This window comes from Rhodococcus sp. OK519 (genome assembly GCF_003051005.1).
GTDB lineage: Bacteria > Actinomycetota > Actinomycetes > Mycobacteriales > Mycobacteriaceae > Prescottella.
Genome location: NZ_QAOW01000009.1, coordinates 79232 through 96751, shown reverse-complemented (window position 1 = coordinate 96751; position 17520 = coordinate 79232). Strand labels below are relative to the sequence as shown.

18 protein-coding genes are annotated in these 17520 nt (G+C 66.7%); 6 read left to right on the top strand and 12 right to left on the bottom strand.

Annotated elements, in window-relative coordinates:
• Positions 1–140 precede the first annotated feature (140 nt).
• The 10 genes from C8K36_RS20450 to C8K36_RS25490 all read right to left on the bottom strand — a co-directional run bounded on the left by C8K36_RS20450 (position 141) and on the right by C8K36_RS25490 (position 9675).
• Positions 141–2327 (bottom strand): acyltransferase family protein, encoded by a 2187-nt coding sequence (locus tag C8K36_RS20450; protein WP_107986378.1) that lies wholly within the window; start codon positions 2325–2327, stop codon positions 141–143.
• 473 nt (positions 2328–2800) lie between these two features.
• Positions 2801–4207 carry a WS/DGAT/MGAT family O-acyltransferase gene (locus tag C8K36_RS20445; RefSeq protein ID WP_107986376.1) on the bottom strand — a complete coding sequence of 469 codons (1407 nt, stop codon included), beginning with the start codon at positions 4205–4207 and terminating at the stop codon, positions 2801–2803.
• A 201-nt stretch (positions 4208–4408) separates the two neighbouring features.
• Positions 4409–4576 carry a hypothetical protein gene (locus C8K36_RS24915; protein WP_181319655.1) on the bottom strand — a complete coding sequence of 56 codons (168 nt, stop codon included), beginning with the start codon at positions 4574–4576 and terminating at the stop codon, positions 4409–4411.
• A 57-nt stretch (positions 4577–4633) separates the two neighbouring features.
• A complete protein-coding gene (locus C8K36_RS20440; protein WP_107986374.1) occupies positions 4634–4936 on the bottom strand; it encodes a hypothetical protein in 303 nt (100 codons plus the stop codon).
• A 203-nt stretch (positions 4937–5139) separates the two neighbouring features.
• A complete protein-coding gene (locus C8K36_RS20435) occupies positions 5140–5952 on the bottom strand; it encodes an ABC transporter permease (RefSeq protein WP_107986372.1) in 813 nt (270 codons plus the stop codon).
• Positions 5949–7094, bottom strand: a complete 1146-nt coding sequence (locus C8K36_RS20430; RefSeq protein ID WP_181319666.1) for an ABC transporter substrate-binding protein — start codon at positions 7092–7094, stop codon at positions 5949–5951. The genes C8K36_RS20435 and C8K36_RS20430 overlap by 4 nt, the downstream gene beginning before the upstream one ends.
• Before the next feature lie 29 nt (positions 7095–7123).
• A complete protein-coding gene (locus C8K36_RS20425) occupies positions 7124–7864 on the bottom strand; it encodes an ABC transporter ATP-binding protein (protein ID WP_107986368.1) in 741 nt (246 codons plus the stop codon).
• Entirely contained in the window at positions 7840–8889 is a 1050-nt protein-coding gene (locus tag C8K36_RS20420; RefSeq protein ID WP_107986366.1) for an acyl-CoA dehydrogenase family protein, read from the bottom strand. Before C8K36_RS20420 ends, C8K36_RS20425 begins: the two co-directional genes overlap by 25 nt.
• A 7-nt stretch (positions 8890–8896) precedes the next feature.
• A complete protein-coding gene (locus C8K36_RS20415) occupies positions 8897–9436 on the bottom strand; it encodes a DUF4242 domain-containing protein (protein WP_107986364.1) in 540 nt (179 codons plus the stop codon).
• Positions 9437–9588: 152 nt separating this feature from the next.
• The gene (locus C8K36_RS25490) at positions 9589–9675 is read right to left on the bottom strand and encodes a putative leader peptide (RefSeq protein ID WP_420910920.1); all 87 of its coding nucleotides are present in this window, start codon (positions 9673–9675) and stop codon (positions 9589–9591) included.
• Between the two features lie 78 nt (positions 9676–9753).
• Here C8K36_RS25490 and C8K36_RS20410 point away from each other — a divergent pair, with 78 nt between their 5' ends.
• The 3 genes from C8K36_RS20410 (at position 9754) to C8K36_RS20400 (ending at position 12761) form a co-directional block, all read left to right on the top strand.
• Complete coding sequence (locus C8K36_RS20410; protein WP_420910915.1) at positions 9754–10353, top strand: TetR/AcrR family transcriptional regulator; 600 nt, start codon at positions 9754–9756, stop codon at positions 10351–10353.
• 134 nt (positions 10354–10487) lie between these two features.
• Positions 10488–11783 (top strand): S1 family peptidase, encoded by a 1296-nt coding sequence (locus C8K36_RS20405; protein ID WP_107986630.1) that lies wholly within the window; start codon positions 10488–10490, stop codon positions 11781–11783.
• Positions 11784–11960: 177 nt separating this feature from the next.
• Positions 11961–12761 (top strand): hypothetical protein, encoded by an 801-nt coding sequence (locus C8K36_RS20400; protein WP_107986360.1) that lies wholly within the window; start codon positions 11961–11963, stop codon positions 12759–12761.
• 82 nt (positions 12762–12843) lie between these two features.
• Here C8K36_RS20400 and C8K36_RS20395 read toward each other — a convergent pair whose 3' ends face one another.
• Positions 12844–14133 (bottom strand): PucR family transcriptional regulator, encoded by a 1290-nt coding sequence (locus tag C8K36_RS20395; RefSeq protein WP_146176517.1) that lies wholly within the window; start codon positions 14131–14133, stop codon positions 12844–12846.
• A 208-nt stretch (positions 14134–14341) separates the two neighbouring features.
• Between C8K36_RS20395 and C8K36_RS24910 the strand changes: the two genes are divergently transcribed.
• The 3 genes from C8K36_RS24910 to C8K36_RS25270 all read left to right on the top strand — a co-directional run bounded on the left by C8K36_RS24910 (position 14342) and on the right by C8K36_RS25270 (position 16796).
• Positions 14342–14524, top strand: coding sequence for a hypothetical protein (locus C8K36_RS24910; protein ID WP_181319654.1), 183 nt, complete (start codon positions 14342–14344; stop codon positions 14522–14524).
• Positions 14525–15184: 660 nt separating this feature from the next.
• Positions 15185–16309 carry a serine hydrolase domain-containing protein gene (locus tag C8K36_RS20385; RefSeq protein WP_258195520.1) on the top strand — a complete coding sequence of 375 codons (1125 nt, stop codon included), beginning with the start codon at positions 15185–15187 and terminating at the stop codon, positions 16307–16309.
• Between the two features lie 358 nt (positions 16310–16667).
• A complete protein-coding gene (locus C8K36_RS25270) occupies positions 16668–16796 on the top strand; it encodes a hypothetical protein (RefSeq protein ID WP_258195519.1) in 129 nt (42 codons plus the stop codon).
• A 381-nt stretch (positions 16797–17177) separates the two neighbouring features.
• On the opposite strand, the gene C8K36_RS25265 is transcribed toward C8K36_RS25270, so the two are convergent.
• Positions 17178–17303, bottom strand: a complete 126-nt coding sequence (locus C8K36_RS25265) for a hypothetical protein (protein ID WP_258195518.1) — start codon at positions 17301–17303, stop codon at positions 17178–17180.
• Positions 17304–17520 lie beyond the last annotated feature (217 nt).

Sequence of the window (17520 nt, the reverse complement as noted above, 5' to 3'; positions counted from 1 at the left end):
GAATTAGGGCTAAAGCCTCTTTCCGCGGATGCAGTTCTCGGCGACTTGAGCGTCTAGTCAATGGGAAGTGTGGCCCGGGCCGTGGGTCGCGACCCCTGTCTATGCGTCTTCACAGACGGGGGTCGCGAAATCATTTCGGCCTACAGCCCCTCGAGCTGTGGCGCGAATGCCTCTGCGATCGCTGGAGCCATCAGGTCGCCATATGCGGGTGTCATGTGTGAGCCGTCTCGCTTGACAGGGGTAGTGCCGACGAAGCTCGGGCATCGCCCATCGGGTGTACAGAACCAATTCCGCGAATCGATGAACTTGTCCTTGCTGGACGCGACTAGTGAACTCTCAGCGTCCGAGCGTGCTTGCCATGTATCTGTTACGCCGCCAACGCAATTAGATGGACGGCTCACTCGGGTGTAACAGTCGGCGATGTTGATGTCATTCGGTGGCGCGGCTACGTAAATAATCCGTTTGGTGTTCGCCGCGAACTGCGACGTAAGTCGAGTCATCGCGGAGTTCCACTCGGTGGCCTTGTGCGTGCTGGCCCGGTTGGAAATCACGACAACATCTGGGCGCACCTCATTGATGGTTTCAACCACGGCCTTCTTGTGGTCGGGGCAAGCGTTTCCAATCTTGTCCCCCGCCTCCCGCATCGTGATGTCGACGAAGGAGCAGCCAAACATGCCCTCTACGCGGAGTTTCCACTGGCCGTTGCTGCCCTCGGCGAACTTGCGCAGTGGTCCCGCATAAGTCATGGCGATCGAGTCGCCAGCCAGGAGCATTGTGTGAGGCGCGGTGGGGCTACCCCACGTGCACTGGTTCGGGTCGGGCCGATCCACTGAGCCGCAGGGGAGAATGTCCGAGGGCGCTTGCGGACCGGCGATCGCCTCGTCCATCGTCGGCGACAGGTCCGGCCATTCGGTGGCTTGTACGGCCGACTTGATTTGCTCAACGAGGGCGGTCTGGGCGGGCCCTATCTGCTGGACACTCGAAGCTTGCGCAAAGGTGGTCGTCGAACTCGGTGTGGGCGGCACCACAACGGTCGTCGGGACGAAGGCGTAGGCGGAAACACCAGCAGTCACCAGCGCGAGCGAGCCGATGCCGATCGACTTGTTACGGTCGCTCATCTTGATTGGGCGCAGCCGCCACCGGGAGATGTCGAGGAACCTGCGGTCCCTCCTCTCGGCGCCCGTCAGTAGCCAGTCCGACTGACGGATCGGGTCCTCGAAGAAGTGGTAAGCAGCGATCGACAAGCCGAACATCAGGAACAAGGAGGCGGCAAAGTAGTAGCCGTCCCGGTCCATAAGCGCGCTCAGCAGGATGATGACCGGCCAGTGCCACAGGTACAGCGAGTAGGAGATGTCGCCAACGTAAGTGCTATACCGATTGGTGAGCAGGCCGAGGAATCGGTGGTTGCCAGCAACGCCGGCACCAATCACTAGCGCCGAACCGAGGACTGGAACTGCTGCCCACGGGGCCGGGAAGCCGCCACCCGTCTCAGTGATCGCGAAGGCTCCGACGGCGATCAAACCGAGACCGGCCCACGCAATGAACGGGCGAGCCACGCTCGGGATGCGTTCGAACCAACTGATCGTGATCGCGAGCAGCGCCCCGACACCCAACTCCCAGACGCGGGTGAGAGTCGAGAAGTACGCCCATGTTGGGTTGCTCGCGGTGTCGAGCACCGAGTAGATAAACGAAGCGAGGACGACTACGCCCATCACACCCGCGGAGATTCCAACGCGCGTTCGTTTCGACCACGCCTTGCGGGTCGCGACGACGCCAATCGCGAGGATGACGGCAGGCCAGACGAAGTAGAACTGCTCCTCGACACTCAGCGACCAGTAGTGCTGGAGCGCGGAGACCGGCCCGGATGAGTTGAAGTAGTCGGTACCCTCGACGCCGAACCGCCAGTTCGACACGAAGAAGAACGCGGCGACAGCGTCCCAGACAGTCGATTTGAACCTGCTGCCAGTAAAGATGAAGTAGGCAGCGACCATTGTCATGACGAGTACCAGCGTCGCGGCCGGCACGATACGGCGGACACGGCGCCGGTAGAAGCTGGAGAAGGAGATGCGTCCGGTCTTCTCCAAGGTATGCAGCAGGGATCCGGTGATCAGAAACCCTGAGATCACGAAGAAGACATCGACGCCGATGAATCCGCCCTGAGGCCAGTGGAACAGGTGAGAGAGCACCACCAACATGACCGCGACCATCCGCAGGCCCTGAATGTCCAGGCGCTGGGTATGGACGGGCACTGGTGTCGACTTGCTGCGGCGGCCAGACTTACTGGGCTCTGGCCGCACGCCGGTGGACGAGACAAGGACGGATCTCATGGCTTCCCCTCGATTAGCGCATGCGTAACCGGAAGAACATAACGGACAGTCGGACCTACCGGCGCCTCGAACGCGTTGGGCCTCGGCCCCGATCCGAATCCGGCCACACCTACAGCTGCGTCGCACACGAATGGCGACCTAGGGAAAGGGTGCGGCGCCCGATCCTGTCGGGGGTGGATCGAGCGCCGCGAATGTGACAGTAATCAGACCGGTCGGTTCCGGCTTGGCACGCGACCGAGTTTGTGTTGTACGTCACGGCCCCGCCCGTAATCGCTCACTACCGGCGGGCGTGGTCGTCACAGCCCAGGTCGGCGATATCGCCCGGTCAGCAGCGGGCGCATCCGATCCGACCGGCGCGACCAATCGTCATCACCATGGACTTCCTCAGCCCTCTCCGCACGAGTTCTGCTTCAGACTCATCTCTCGTCGGCGTCGGCCGGCGCTATGTTCGGGTTATTCCGGCGGCAGAGGGGTCAGATCCCGACTGCGGACTCGAGGGCGGCCAGTTCGTCGTCGAGATGGTCGAGGATCGGCTCGAGCTGTGGGACGGCCCGACGGCACCCGGTGAGCCCGAACGCGATCGAGTTGTCGGTAGTGGTGCAGGTGATGTTGAGGGCCTGCCCGTCGAGCGTCACCGACAGCGGGTACAGGGCGTCGAGGCGGGCGCCGTTCCAGTAAAGCGGGGCGGCCGGACCCGGCACGTTGGAGATGACGATGTTGAACGGCGGGCGCACCGGTCCGTGGCGACCGAAGAGCATGTCGAGCGCCAGGGGTGCCGCGCCGAGGGCACTGAGGGCGATCACCTGGGTGGGACTCATGCCACGCAGGGCTGTCTTCCCCTCGACCATCGACCGGCGCACCGACTCGAGACGGTCGCCGGGGTCGGCGTGGTGGGTGCCGAGATTGCACATGAGCATGCCGATTTCGTTGCCGCCGGTGTCGCTCGGCTCCCCGAGAGGCTCGGGGCGCGACCTTTCGTTGCGCAGCGACACCGGGACCATGGCCACCAGCGGCCGCTCGGGGAGGGCGCCGCGCTCGACGAGGTAGCGCCGCAGCGCGCCGGACGACATCGCCAGGACGACGTCGTTGATGGTGCCGTCGGCATACTTCGCCACCAGCCGCAAGCGGTCGAGTGCCCAACTGCGGGCGACGAATTGGCGTGCGCCCGTGATCGGGACATTGAGGGCGGAGTGTGGCGCTGCGAACGACATGGGGCCGCCCTGGTTGCGGAGCGCACGCAGCACCGATCCGGTGAGGGCGGGAACCAGCCCGGTCGCCTCGCCGGCGAAGTCGATCGCGGTGCGGACGGCGGAGAGCGGGAGGTCGAGAAGTCCGGTCGTGTTGCGGGGCTGCAGGATCCGGTGGCGAGGCTCCCACGGCGCCGTCATGTCCCGCTTGTCGGCGTCGATGGTCAGCGACCGTCGCAGCAGTCGCATCGCGCCGATGCCGTCGGCCAGGCTGTGGTGGATTTTTGTGTACACGGCGAAGCGGCCGTCAGTGAGGCCCTCGATCAGGTGCATCTCCCACAGCGGGCGGTTGCGGTCGAGCAGGCTGCCGTGCAGGCGCGAGACGAGGGCGGACAGCTCCGTCATTCCGCCGGGCCGCGCCAGGGCGTCGTGCCGGATGTGGTGACCGATGTCGAACTGATTATCGGTCTCCCAAAACCACTGTCCGAGTGACGATGCCGATCGCCGCGGCCGCTTCCTCAGCAGTGGGGTCACCTTGTTCTCGGTCATCGAGGTGTCGAGCATGCGGCGGACGTCGTGGGCGTCGGCGCCGTCCGGTGGTTGGAGCAGTACCAGTCCGCCGACGTGCAGGGGATGCTCCCGGGATTCACCGATCAGGAATACCGAGTCGGTCGGTGACATGGGGAGCGGCATACGGGTCGCCCTTCGGGGGGAATGGCGGTTCGCCCGACGGCGCCCGCTGTGTCGTGGATCACGGTGTGCTGTCAGTTGTACGGGATCCACGACGGGCGCGCTACCTGTGCGAATGTCCAGGCAGATAGGTGTTTTCGGGTGTTTGTCGCGAGTGCCTGAATGTTCGTCCGTTTGGTCCGAAGGTCCGACACCCCGGTGCCATCAGTCGCGGGGCTGGCGGGTGTCCTCGATGTCGAGTTTCGTTGCATCCCAGTCGAGCGTGGAACCGATTTCTTCGCGGTCGGCACGGCGAATGCCGCGTCCGATCACCACGGCTGCACCGAGCGCGAGGACGAGCCACGCTCCCAATACGATCCACAGCCAAGACATGTTTATTTTTTTAGCATCGGGACCTGTGAAAAGATGAAGTATGAGCTGAGAGGTAGCTCACGCGATCGAGAACGTCCCCGGGACGATGCGGAAGCGGGTCCGGGCATCGTTGACGGTCAGCACCGGGATTCCGAGGATGCGGACCTGTGCGAGCAAGGAGGCGTCCGCCGCCGTGCAGATGCCGTCGAGGGCATCGTCGTCGACCACCGCGTAGTCGACGGTGCTGTCCACCGTGTCGGTCCGGCCGTAGCCGACGGCGAGTGCCAGCGTGCGGGCCTCGTCCAGCGCCGCCGACCTGCCGACGAAAACGACGTCGCCCTTGATCGAGGTTGTGGCCTGATCGTCGAGTACGTGGTTCATGTGACTCCTTGGGGCGACTTGTGGCCGGCGCGGTGCCGGTTTCGAGCATCGGGTGCGTGCTCGACGGGAGACCGTCTCGCAGATCGCGAGGCTTTCGAATGGTAGGTCGCCGAGCCGGTGTTCGCTCGTTCGCGGTGCACTGCACCGGTCAAGTGTGCCGGTCGCGGACCGGTCCCTCGACGGATCGACGGTGGGACGGCGAGTCAGCGGGCCGGGATCGGTTCGGGGGCGACGGCCGGTTGCCGGCGTCGGCGTCGCGTCGTGAGGACGCGCTGGGCCGCGGAGTCGAGAAGGAACCCGAGAAGCCCGATCACCAGGATCACGGCCATCACCTGATCGTAGGCGAGTTGATCGCGGGCATTGAGGATCTGGTAGCCCAGCCCCGACTGGACCCCCAGCATCTCGGCGGGCACCAGCACCACCCAGGCGATGCCGAGCGCGACGCGCAAACCGGTCTGCAGGTGCCCCCGGATCGCGGGCAGGATGACGGTCGTGAGCCGCTCGGTGCGGGTCGCGCCCATGGACCGGGCCACCAGCAGGTGCCCGGGATCGATGGCGTGCACGCCCGCCGCGGTGTTGATGACGATCGGCCACACCGCCGCCGCGGCGATGAGGAAGAACACGGGGCGATGTCCGATTCCGAACAGTGCCACCGCGATCGGCGCCCACGACAGGGGCGAGATCATCCGGAGAAACTGGGTCACCGGCCGGACGGCCCGGTCCACGGTGGCATTGAGCCCGATGAGTAGTCCCAGCGGAATCCCGATCACGGCGGCGATCGACAGTCCGACGAGCAGACGCCACATGCTGGCGGCGGCGTCCGGGAGCAGCACGCCGCGCTCGATCAGCCCGCCGAGCGCGGGCAGCACCTCCTGCGGGGCGAACTCGCGGATCAGCGAATCATTCGACGCCAGAACCGTCGTCGCGAACCACCACAGCGTGACGGCGACGGCGATCGCGGTGAGCGGCGGCCACCACGAGGACCACCGTGAACGGGAGGGCTGCTGAGTGCTCACGTGGGATCCACTTCCTCGGTGCGGGTCAGGTTCGCGGGTAGTCCGAAGGCAGCCGGGCCGTCCCCGGCCGTCAGGGACTGCCGCACGAAACGGTCGTCCACCAGATCGGCGTGCACGGCGGCCGGATCGAGCCGGGACAGGAACCGGCGGTCGCCGTCCACCTCCGTCTCGTGCATCGCCTCGACGAGTGCCTGGGTGAAACTGGGGAACGGGAACGGCTGGTAGCCGATTCGCTGTGGCTGCCAGGCGTGGTGTCTGACGGGATAGCGGTCCGCGCGATAGGTCAGTGCCTTGGTGATCGCCGGGAGTGGCTGTGGCAGGTAGCGTCCCGCCTTCAGCATCTCGGCCGCGCGCTTGCGGTCGGCGTCGATGCGCAACTGTGCCGACGTCACGGCGTCGGTGAGCCGTTGCACGCCTGCGGGATTGCGGTCGATCACGTCCTCGTGCACCAGCAGTGCGCAGCATGCATGATCGCGCCAGACGTCGCCGAGAAAGCGGTGGATCCGACCGACGCCCTTGATCTCCGCGGCAGCATTGAACGGGTCGGCCACGGTGTATCCGCCGATTGCTCCGTTCGCGAGGGCCGGCAACATGTCGGACGGGCTCATCACGACCAGTCCGACGGTGCCCTCGGACCTCGACGGCAGGGTGCGCACGACGGGGCGCAGGCCGCTCGCGCGCAACAGCTTCTGCAGCACGATGTTGTGAATGGACCACCAGAAGGGGATGGCGACCTGGCGTCCGGCGAGTTGTCCGAGTTCGGTCACATCAGGTGCGACGGTGAGGGCGGAGCCGTTGGTGTGGTTCCAGCCGAGGACCCGGGCGGCACCGCCGAGCGAGTATCGCAGTTGCACCGCCATCGGCATCAGCAGGTGCACCACATCGACGTGTCTGCTCATGAATGCCTCGGCGAGGCTCGACCAGCTGCGAAACATCACCGGCTGTGCCGGGCTCACGGGATTGCCGTCGAACATGCCGGTGTTGTGGGCGATCAGTAGCGGCGCCGCGTCGGTGATCGGCAGATAACCGACTCGGAGCTGACCGGTCGTGTTCGCGCGACTGGTGCCCGCGGTGCGGGCGAGGTCGACGATGCCGGCCAGGCCCCCGGTCGCGGCCAGCCCGGCTGCGCCCTGCAGCAGCATGCGGCGGCTGACGTGTGCTCCGCTCACCGTCAGGGCGCCCCGACCAGCGCGGAGGTGCGGTACGCCGACAGGATGTCGCCGCGCAGCGCCTCGGTGTCGGCGGCGCTCGAGGAGCAGTCCCATTCGCGGCGGACGGTGCCGCCTTCGCCGATCAACACGATGCGGTGGCCGAGATTGACGGCCTCGTCGATGTCGTGGGTGACCAGGATCGTGGTGCACCCGAGTTCTTCGGCGACGCCGGCGAGCCAGTGCTGCAGGTCGCCGCGGATCGCGGGGTCGAGGGCGCTGAACGGCTCGTCGAGCAGCAGTAGGCGTGGCTTGATCGAGACGGCGCGGATCACGGCGACACGTTGTGCCTGGCCGCCCGACAGTTCGTCGGGGAACGAGTCGACGACCTCCGCGAGACCGAAACGGTCGAGGAGGCCGTCCGCGTATGCGGGATCGAAGACGTCGGCGTTCGCGGTGAATCGTCCGCCGAGATGGATGTTCTCGCGCACCGTGAGCCACGGCAGGAGCAGCGGCTTCTGGAACACGACGCCGGTGCGGGGACGCCCGTCACCCGTCTCGCCGTCCCACTGGATGGTGCCGGAGTCGAGAGCGTCGAGTCCCGCGATGATGCGGAGCAACGTGGACTTGCCGCTGCCACTGCTGCCCACGATGGCGAGCATCTCGCCCCGTTCGACGTCGAGGTTCACGCCGTCGAGGACGGGGCGCCTACGGCCGTGGAAGGATCTGCGGCCTTGCGCTACCGAGACTGCGAAAGTTCCCACCGCAGTTGTCCTTCCGATGGTGACTGGATGGGCAGGAAGGCTGCTTCCCGGAAGCGCCGGTTGGTCGGGTGATGGGCGGCGTACCCGGCCCCGCCGCGCAGCGTCGCCTCGAGGCGGGTGGCCGACACCGCGACGTGTGAGCCGTCGAGGCGGAGCTGGATCAGCTCCCGCACCGGGACCTCGCCGATCCGGGTGGCGAAGTCGTGCAGTCGGTTCCGGAGCGATCGGTATTCGTCTGAGAGCGCGGCGCGCTCGTCGGCGAATTCCTCGCCGAGTCCGGTGAGGAGCCCTTCGCTCTCGGCCAACGACGTCCCCGCGATGCCGCTGCAGAACGACGTCTGCAGGGCCAGGAAGGTGGGACGGATGTCGCGGCAGAACCGTGTGAGGTCGGTGCTGATGATCTGCGTCTCCGGAACGAACACTCGGTCCAAGGTCAGGGATGTCGAGGCTGTCGCGCCCAGGGCGAGGAGTTCGGGCGCGGGATTGATGCAGACTCCCGAGGACGCGGCATCGATCACCGCGACGTAGGTGGCGCCGTCCTCGCTTCGGGCGGGAATCACGATCACTGCATTCTCGAACACGTTGGACGCCCATCGGATCGGTCCGCTGACCTCGATTCCGCCGTCGACCGGGGTCGCGATCAGCGGCACCTCGCCCAGCCCGGCCGCATGGCGCAGCCCGGCCGCCATCGCGGTCACGCCGATCGTCGTGCCCGACGCGAGTCGATCGCGGTATCTGTCGCGGACGGCCGCGGGGCCCCGGCTGACGTACTCGAGGCACATGCGGTGCGCCCACACCGCGAATCCCGCGCTCAGGCTCTCGGCGGCGACGTCCTCGATGACCGCGACCATCCCCGTGAGGGGGCTCCCGCCGAGTCCGAGGTCGATCAGGCCCAGCGAGCCGAGGAGGCTCACGTCCTTCCTGATGTCGGTCTCGCCCCGGTCGAGCAGGGTGGCGCGGTCACGCACGAAGGCGCGAGCCTGTTCCCGCTCTTGGGTTTTCGTTGTGGTGATGGTCGCGGTCATGAGTGATCTACCGTTCGGTGTCGAGCTCGTGCAGGCGGCTGACGGGGGTGCTCACGACCTCGCGGGCGCGCCGGACGGCGTCCTCGTCGGGGGCGTCGTAGAAGCACAGGCACTTGGCTGTGTCCTCGCGGACGTAGGTGCGCAGGAAGCTGACCTCGGGGATGTTCGCGTAGAGCGGCGACTTCTCCTTCTTGCGGGTCAGGTACGTCTCCATGTCGATCTCGGCGGGGATGTCCCACTCGACCAGGTATCCGGCGTCGGGCCGTGCGGCCTTGATGTCCTCGATGTCCGCGCCGACGATCCGAACTACGTGTGGGCCATCGAGTTCCGCTGCCTGCAGAGCGCCGGCGTCGAGCAGCGGTGCCGCGCAGCCGTCGAACTCGGTGATCGCGAAGATGCGCTCGCCGCCCTTCGTCACCTGGGTCTCGATCAGTTCGCCGCCGGCGGCGGCGGTGGACGCGTCGAACTCCTTGATGATCTGCTCGATCTGGTCCCGGCGCTCGGCGCTGGGGGCGATCTCGTACAGGTACAGGGCCTTCGAGGACATGACGGAACCTTTCGGAAGTGGTTGTGGACACCGCCGAGTACCCCGCGCCCGAGCAGTTCGAGCGACGGCGGAACAAGGTGTGGAAGAGGTGTCGAGCGCAGAGAGGTGTGCGAACATCTCTGGCCGACAGGCGGGTCCGGGGGCTGCTGAGATCAGCGCATCATGGGACGACGACACGCAGCGCCGGCGACCCGCACCAGATCAAGGTGCAGGCGGCGGGTCAGGAAGCTGCGGGTCACGGCCAGCAGTCTAGGCGTAGACAGACCTGTCTGTCTACTGACGCGGTGTGCTGCGGGGCAGGTCGCTACGCTGTTCGGGTGCCTCCATCCCTGCAACTGCGGAAACAGATGTCGAACAATCCGGTATCGCCCGCGGAGCGACTGCTCGCGACCGCGATGGAACTGTTCGCCGTCAATGGGATCCGCGCCGTCGGGATCGATCGCATCCTCGCGGAGTCAGGCGTTGCGAAGGCCAGTCTGTATTCGGCGTTCGGGTCCAAGGACGGGCTCGTGCAGGCGTACCTGGACGCCCTCGACGTGCGCGACCGCAACCGCTGGGAGGGTGCCGTCTCGGATGTGGCGGAGCCGCTCGATCGCGTCCTGGGCTTCTTCGACCTCGCCGCGGCGTCTGCTCCGGTGCGCAACTTTCGCGGTTGCCAGTACCTGAACGCCGCCACCGAGTTCCCCGGCGACGAGATGCCGATGCTCGCCCCGGTGCGGGCTCACCGGCAGTGGGTGTTCGACCGGATCGTGGAGAACCTCGCCGCGGGCGAGGTTCCAGATCCGGAGACCGTCGCGGCCCAGATTCAGCTGATCTACGACGGCGCCCTGGCCGGATCCAAGTTCTGCCACTCGGAGGACCCGATCCACTTGGGGCGGCGAATGGTCGCGGACCTGCTGCATCGGTCACGGACCTGACTCGGGCGAACTGCCCTACACGCGCGCCGTCGTGCCGTATCTTTGCCCTGCGCCTCGGCGCTGTAGGTCGTCGAACTCCGACGGGTGCGCTCACCCGATTGACGGTCGTCGACGGCATCCACCGAAGGGTCGATATGGCAAAGAGGTTCGTGCGTTGCGCCGCGATTGTCGGCGCGACGACACTGGCGTTGTCACTGCAGATGACCGGCATCTCCGCCGGCGCGCCCGGCGGGCCGACCGTGCCGAGCCGGGGCCAGTCGTCGGCGGACGAACTGCCCGCTGACCTCGTGTCGGCGCTGCGCCGCGACCTGGACATGTCGCCGGGGGAGTACCTGGATCGCGCGGCGTCCGCGCACGAGGTCGATGGTTTCGCAGAGGCGCTTCGCCGGTCGGACCCGTCCGGGTACGCGGGCGCCTGGCTCGACGCCGACGGCACGCCCACCGTCGCGGTCACCCGGCCCGAACTCGCCGCGACGGTTACGGGCGCCGGATTCCGGGCCGAGTTCACGCCGTTCGGAGCATCTTTCCGGGAGGGCGCTCAGGCCCGTGCGACGCCACCGGACGTCCACTTCCAAGCAGCGTCGGCGATGGTCTCCGCCGGCGCCGCGATCGGTGGCGACGGCTACATCACCACCACCGTCCCGATCGATGAGGCCGAGAGGTACCTCGTCTGCTCGTTCGGATTCACTGCATCGGATGCGACCGGTCAGCCGTTGGCGCTCAGCGCCGGGCACTGTGACCCCAACCCCGCCGCCACCGGAACTGCCACCGCTGCCCAGGTATACGAACCCGAGCCGGCGGACCTGCGTACCAGTAGCAGGGTCGGCAGCTTCGCGACGTCCGGTATCGGAGACACCGGAGGCGGACTCGACTACTCGGTGATCGCGCTGACGCCGGACGCCGCCGTCGGCACCCTCGGGCAACCCGCAGTCCGCGGTAGGGACGGCAGCGTCCTGAGGCTGACCGGTACCGGGAATCCCGTTGCCGGAGCGCCGGTCTGCAAGTCCGGCCAGACATCTCACTACACGTGCGGCGTCGTTCTCGACACTGACGAGACCCTCGATATGTCGGGGTCGGGTGGCGAACTGTGGACGGTTCGCGGCTTCACCCACAGCGCCTGCACGCTCGGTGGCGACAGTGGTGGTGCGATCGTCAGTGGCACTGTGGCCGTGGGGATTACGAGCGGGTCGAGCACCGCGAGTGCGCCCAGCTGCGGCGCGGTGCCGCCTGACGAGGCCATGGGGCTGGGGATGCGGATAGCCGATGTTCTCGCTGAGCTCAACGGCCCGGCGGCGTCGTGCGCGACGGGGCCCCGGATCTCCGTGCGCACCACAGCCGATCCGTCCGCCACCCTGGCGTGCGGGGGAGTTCCGTCCGGCCCCTCGGACGGTGCGGGGAACGGTACGGGCAGCCTGGGTTCACTCCGCTAGCTCTCGGTCGTGGGGGAGGTCGGTGATGGTCCGAAGGCCGCCCGAAGTCGGCGGCGGACGAGGGGGGCTATCACCACCCCTCGGGGGACTATCTGCAGGTAGGGCTCGTCACGGAGGCTGGATCTCGGAACTCGACGACTCGTCGAGAGAGGCTCCGCGACCGAAGGGACCACCTTCATGCCACGAATTCTCGGTACCACAATCCCCGCCACCGACACCGTTGCCGACGTAAGCGAAAACGAACCGTCCGGTGCCACGCCGCGCGTCGGCGAGAAGGCGGTCCGCCACCACTGGACCTTTGCCCGGATCGGGATGTACCTGCTGCTTGCGGCCCTGCCGCTCCTTGCGATCTCCGCACAGGTATTCGGCGTCGTGCCGATGACCGCCACCGGTGCACTGGTCATCATCCCCCTCGCGGCGGGACTGGTCGTTCTGTGCGTGATCGCTCCGCACCCGATCGACCGCATCGTCGGACACGGGCTGGGCTGGGGGATGTTCGCGTGCCTGGTCTACGACGTCTTCCGTCTCGACACCGTGTATCTGCTCGGCCTGTGGGACGACTTCATTCCGAAGATGGGCACGTGGCTCCACTCGGGATCTGATGCCCAGACCGGTGCGATCGTCGGCTACGTGTGGCGCTACTTCGGTGACGGCGGGGGAATCGGCGTTGCCTTCTTCCTCATCGCCTTGGCGTTCGGTCTCCAGCATCGGTCACGCAGGACCGTTCTCCTGGCGTTCGTCACCGGTGCGGTGGTTCCCGTGTGGGCCGGACTGATCGCGACCGTCGCGCTCTCGCCCAGTGGCCAGCAGGACATGTTCCCGCTGACGGCGAGGACGGTCACGCTGTCGCTGATCGGGCACCTCATCTTCGGACTGGTGCTCGGCCTCGGCTTCCTGCGTGCGCGGGGCAGCCTCGGACGGCACTGGCCGTGGCGGCCGCTGCTCCCGGTGCGGGCCGCTCGTCGGACCGCGGGGTAGTGCCAGTCCGATGGGAAGCGGCCGAGCGTGCGCGTGCACGCTCGGCCGCGAACGTGTGGACGCGAGGCCGGCCCGTGATGGGTCAGCTCTCGGGTGACCTGAGCACGCCCCGCCCCAACCATCTGCAGGCGATGAGGGCGAGTTCGAGATCGAGACGCTCGTCGTCGAGTGGTCGCCCGCGCTCGTCGATGGCCTTGCCGATGCGGTACTTGACGGTGTTCTTGTGAAGGTGGACGCGCTCGGATGTCGCGGTGTAGCTCTGGTTCGCAGTGAGGAAGCTCAGCAAGGTGTCGCGCAGTCTGCGGGCGGGTTCGGTGTCAGCGGCGAGCCGGCCGAGGGCCCTGTCGACGAGGCGTCGAGCAGACTCGACATCGCAGGCCAACAGCGCGGCGACACGCACCTCGGGATCGGCGAACGAGGTCAGTGCACGGGCACGGTCCTGGGCCACGAGCGCGACCTGCTGCGCGTTCGCGGCCTCGAGGTGGGTGACGCGGAAGCCCTCCGGATCGGCGGCGGGCGTGCCGACTGCCGCGAACGTTCCGCTCGGTACCGGCTCGACCGCGGCAGCGAGATCCGCGACGGGCGGCGCCGTGGCGTCGCGCCCCAATCCGATCCAGCCCCACGCGGTGAATTGGTCTCGTGCAAAGAACAGGAGACTTCCGTCGCCGCCGGCCGCCTCGCTCATCGCCACGAGGACGCGTTCGAGCTGTCTGAGATCGGCGCCTGACGGACCACCCTCGGCGCTCCACAGAACGACGCCGAGGTGATGCTGACACAGCCGGTACCGGAGGCCGGCCTCGGCGGTGGGCAGGTCCGGTCGTTTGCCGGCGAGCAGGTCGTCGAGGATGACCGTGCGGACCGTGTTCCGGGCCGTCGTCCAGCGTTCGACCTCCGATTCGTACTGCTCGACGGCCGCCTCGGAGATCCTGTCGACGTATTCGTGGGTCACTGCGATGACACGGCGGCCGGCGGCGAATGCCACCCGGGTCTCCGGCTCGAGGCGTCCGATCTCGGCAAAAGTCCACTCCACGACGTGCTGCTGGCCTATTCGGTAGGCGCGCATCAACGCGTTCGACGAGATGCCCCGCTGCGCGAGCCGCCGGGCGTACTCGTTGGCCACAGCCGGAGTCGAGACCTCGTCGACGGGGATGTCGTAGCGCAGGGTGTGCGCGAGCATCTCCAGATTGGCTTCGACGGTGGCACGCATGAGGTCGACGATCAACGGTCCGTCACGCACGTCGGCGATGGCATCGGACAGCGCGGTCGTCAATTCGGCCGTCAGTTCCGGCGCGCGTGCGGGTAGCGCCGTCGCGATGTGCAGGACGAGGTCCGCAGCGCGTCGAACGGTCTCGTCATCGGTTTCGGAAGCCATCGACGCCTCCCGGTCGGGCACTTCTTGGCCCCCGTAACCAACTCTGAGACGCGGTCGTCGTTCTGGCAAGACAAATTTTGCCGCGTATTCGGCTCACGGGGCAGGCGCTCGGCCGGAACTTCGTTCTTCGAGGCCAAGGCCGCTGCGCCTGCGGTTCCTAGGCTGGGTCCACGCCCATCGCACAGGCCTCGTCCGAGGAAGGAGCCTCATGCGCCACCACGAGCCCGACCACCGTCCGCCGCCCCGACCCACCTCCGTGCACACGATCGTGCTCGGCGCGGCCGCTTCGGCTGCGACACCAGCAGCCGTCGTCACCGGATCGCTGCTCCTCGCGGCCCAGATCGCGCTGATCATCGCCGCCGCCGTCGCTGTTGCGTTCGTCGTCATCTGACGCATTTGCGTCGGCGTCCTCCGTGAGGGTGAAACGCAGCCGCGCGGTGAGGTAGCCGCGGAAACCACCCCCGTCCGCCGGCCAGTTGTGCCCCACTCCCAGCAGCCGGCCGCGGGCGGCGGGCCCCGGGCTGACCGCGTGATTAGCGGCCTGCGGTATCGCCGTCGAGACCGGATCCTCGGCCCCGGTCAGGTGGAACACCGGGCTCGTCAGTCGCGTCACATCGACCACGTCGACGGCCGCGTGGCCCACCAGGGATCGGGCAGGTCGAGCACAGCGGTGGACGTGATGAGTCCGTCGGGTAGTCGAGGGACCCGGTGCGGGAACCGATGGAACCCGAACCTACCCACCGTTTCGCCGTCCCGGGTTCGTTCTTTGTCTGCGTAGGGATGCCCGGCGACGGCGGAGGAAGCGAAGGAATCCTGCATGATGTGACGCGGAGCACTCGGGATCCGTTGGACGTCAATCTGATTCGCCTGGTCGGCTGTTTGTTTCAATCTGGTTGACGGCGGTAAGAGGTCTGTTACGCGAGGCCGATGTGGTCGGCATGCGATCTAGCATCGCAGTGTCCGTCGGCCGATCTCCCCGAGGTGTCCAGTGAAGTCTGTTCAACGCAAGATTCTGGTACCTGTTCTCGCCATGGCGTTTTCAGGTGCGATAGTGCTCTCCACCTCATTCGATACACCCGCCCTGGCGGCAACGTCGAGTGCGCCTGGCTGGCTGGGCTCCCTCGGCTCTGTCGGCGAGCCGTCCGATGACACTTCGTATGCGGCCGTCGCGCAGCGCATCAACGCTGTCCTGGCCCAACAGGGGATTCCCGGCGCGCAGGTCGTCTATGCGGACAACGGAACCGAGCGTGCTTTCAATTACGGTGTCTCGAGCGTTGCGACGGGGGACTCGGTGGACTCCGACACCGTCTTCGAAGCGGCCTCACTGACGAAGGTGGTGGCCTCGTACGTCGTCCTCCAGCTGGTGGACGAGGGTGTGCTCGACCTCGATCGGCCGCTGTCCGACTACTTCGACTATCCGCGGATCGCGGCAGATCCGGCAGCCGGGCGGATCACCGGGAGAATGGTGCTGACGCACACCTCCGGTCTGCCCAACTGGGCCACCGGGCCGTCGAGCCCCGAGTTCGAAACCACCCCGGTGGGCACCATTTTCGAGCCCGGAACCCAGTGGTCCTATTCGGGCGAGGGCTTCTACTACCTGCAGAAGACCGTCGAGTCGCTGACTGGGAAGCCGTTCCAACAACTCGTCCGGGAGCGAGTCTTCGACCGATTCGGGATGACGGGCAGTGACCTCGTCACCAACCCGGCCTTCGGCGCGGTCACTTCGGTAGGCCACACCGCGGACGGCACCCCGAAGCCCGTCCGCAACTTCCCCCGGGCGAACATCGCGTACACCCTGCGGACCACGGCGCTCGATTACAACAGGTTCCTGCGCGGCGCGCTCCTCGACGGGGACGGGCTCACGCCGGCCACCCGCGACATGATGTTCACCGCCACGGGCAGCGCCGATCACGGTGGGAGCGACAAGGAATCGATCGAGCACATCAAATGGGGACTCGGGATCGGGCTGCAGAGCAACGAGCTCGGGGACGCCATCTGGCACTGGGGCGACAACGGCCCCTACAAGGCCTTCTTCATCGCCTACCCCGAGACGGGGCGCAGTGTCGTGATCATGACCAACAGTGAAGACGGATTGAACGCCGTCGATGGCATCGTCCACGAGTTCTTCGGCCCGAGCACGATCTACGCGACGCGATGGATCAAGGAAGCCGAGTGAGCGGGCCCAGCGGAAGCTGGAAGGGCACCAGGTAGATCAGGATCGTCGGGCTGACTATCGAACCAGCCCACCCGACCCGCTGTCCGCGTCGAGGCTGCACTCCAGTGCGCACGCTGCGCTGCCATCGAAACGCGCTGACAGAGACCAGGTTCGGATGCAATGGGTGGCGTCGGATCTGCCCTGGCGTGCAGGCCTGATGGCCGGCGGTTGGTGAGCTCAACTCGAAACAGTTCAAGGATTGATGAGACAGATCACACAATTTGGATTACTGTCACATTCGTCGCCCGGCGATCGGACCGGGTGAGGTTCGCCGTGCCGCGCGCCGGCGGACATCCATTGCCAGTCGGGGAGAATAAACATGGGTTCGTCTGAAGCTGATCTCGCGCTCATCAAGAAGATCCAGCCGATCGTCTCCGGCGTGGGGACTCTCATCGGTGGCTTTGGCGCGATTCTGGCCCTCGTCGGCGCGGTAGCCGCCCTCGGCTGAGCCTGGGCTCCAATCACTTCCAGCTGTCGCCGCCGGTCCCCGTGTGACCGGCGCCAGGCGCGTGCCGCGAACAGAACAGCTGCGACCAACAGTAGGTCGGACACCGTGTGGCCGTGTTGTGGACTGAAAGTCCACAGGGTCTCACCTTCGAGCGGGCCGTTGCCGAACAGCCACGCCATCGCCAGCGTGGCGAGACAGGTGGCAGCGGGCCGGCTTGGCGAGGCACCACGGCGTCCACGACGAGCAGCAGATTCATCGTCCGGACGGGAGAAGACGTCGGCCACAGCTGTCCTCATACACCACGTCGGCCGGGTGTACGTGGTCAAGACGTACACCCGGCCGACGTGGTTTCGCAGACGCGGACGCGTCAGCGGGCAATGATCACAGCTGTCCGCTGAGCGCGATGCTGCCGAAATCGATCAGGTTGCGGAACGAGTTCAGGATGCCGGTGCCGAGAGCGTCGATGCTCATGACGGGGACCTGGATGATGGAAACGAGCGAGCCCATGGTTTACCTCCGATGTAGGGGAGCGCAGCGAGCCGCATGCAGAGCGCGGACGTCGTTGTAGCGCTGGTGAGTTGGAACTGACTAGTCGGTGCTGCCGAAGAGTCCGCCGAACCACCCGAGCAGGGTGTTGATCGTGCTCGATCCGAGGTCGATCGACGTCACGTGGGTGAAGATATCTTCGAACGAGCCCATGGGGCCTCCTTGGGGATCGCGGCGA

Coding starts and splice junctions, on each gene's coding strand:
- C8K36_RS25270 (WP_258195519.1), top strand. CDS start 16,668: ATGGGTTCGTCTGAAGCTGATCTCGCGCTCATCAAGAAGATCCAGCCG.
- C8K36_RS20395 (WP_146176517.1), bottom strand. CDS start 14,133: ATGGCTTCCGAAACCGATGACGAGACCGTTCGACGCGCTGCGGACCTC.
- C8K36_RS20400 (WP_107986360.1), top strand. CDS start 11,961: ATGCCACGAATTCTCGGTACCACAATCCCCGCCACCGACACCGTTGCC.
- C8K36_RS20445 (WP_107986376.1), bottom strand. CDS start 4,207: ATGCCGCTCCCCATGTCACCGACCGACTCGGTATTCCTGATCGGTGAA.
- C8K36_RS24910 (WP_181319654.1), top strand. CDS start 14,342: ATGCGCCACCACGAGCCCGACCACCGTCCGCCGCCCCGACCCACCTCC.
- C8K36_RS20415 (WP_107986364.1), bottom strand. CDS start 9,436: ATGTCCTCGAAGGCCCTGTACCTGTACGAGATCGCCCCCAGCGCCGAG.
- C8K36_RS24915 (WP_181319655.1), bottom strand. CDS start 4,576: ATGTCTTGGCTGTGGATCGTATTGGGAGCGTGGCTCGTCCTCGCGCTC.
- C8K36_RS20405 (WP_107986630.1), top strand. CDS start 10,488: ATGGCAAAGAGGTTCGTGCGTTGCGCCGCGATTGTCGGCGCGACGACA.
- C8K36_RS20430 (WP_181319666.1), bottom strand. CDS start 7,094: ATGCTGCTGCAGGGCGCAGCCGGGCTGGCCGCGACCGGGGGCCTGGCC.
- C8K36_RS20440 (WP_107986374.1), bottom strand. CDS start 4,936: ATGAACCACGTACTCGACGATCAGGCCACAACCTCGATCAAGGGCGAC.
- C8K36_RS20420 (WP_107986366.1), bottom strand. CDS start 8,889: ATGACCGCGACCATCACCACAACGAAAACCCAAGAGCGGGAACAGGCT.
- C8K36_RS25265 (WP_258195518.1), bottom strand. CDS start 17,303: ATGGGCTCGCTCGTTTCCATCATCCAGGTCCCCGTCATGAGCATCGAC.
- C8K36_RS20450 (WP_107986378.1), bottom strand. CDS start 2,327: ATGAGATCCGTCCTTGTCTCGTCCACCGGCGTGCGGCCAGAGCCCAGT.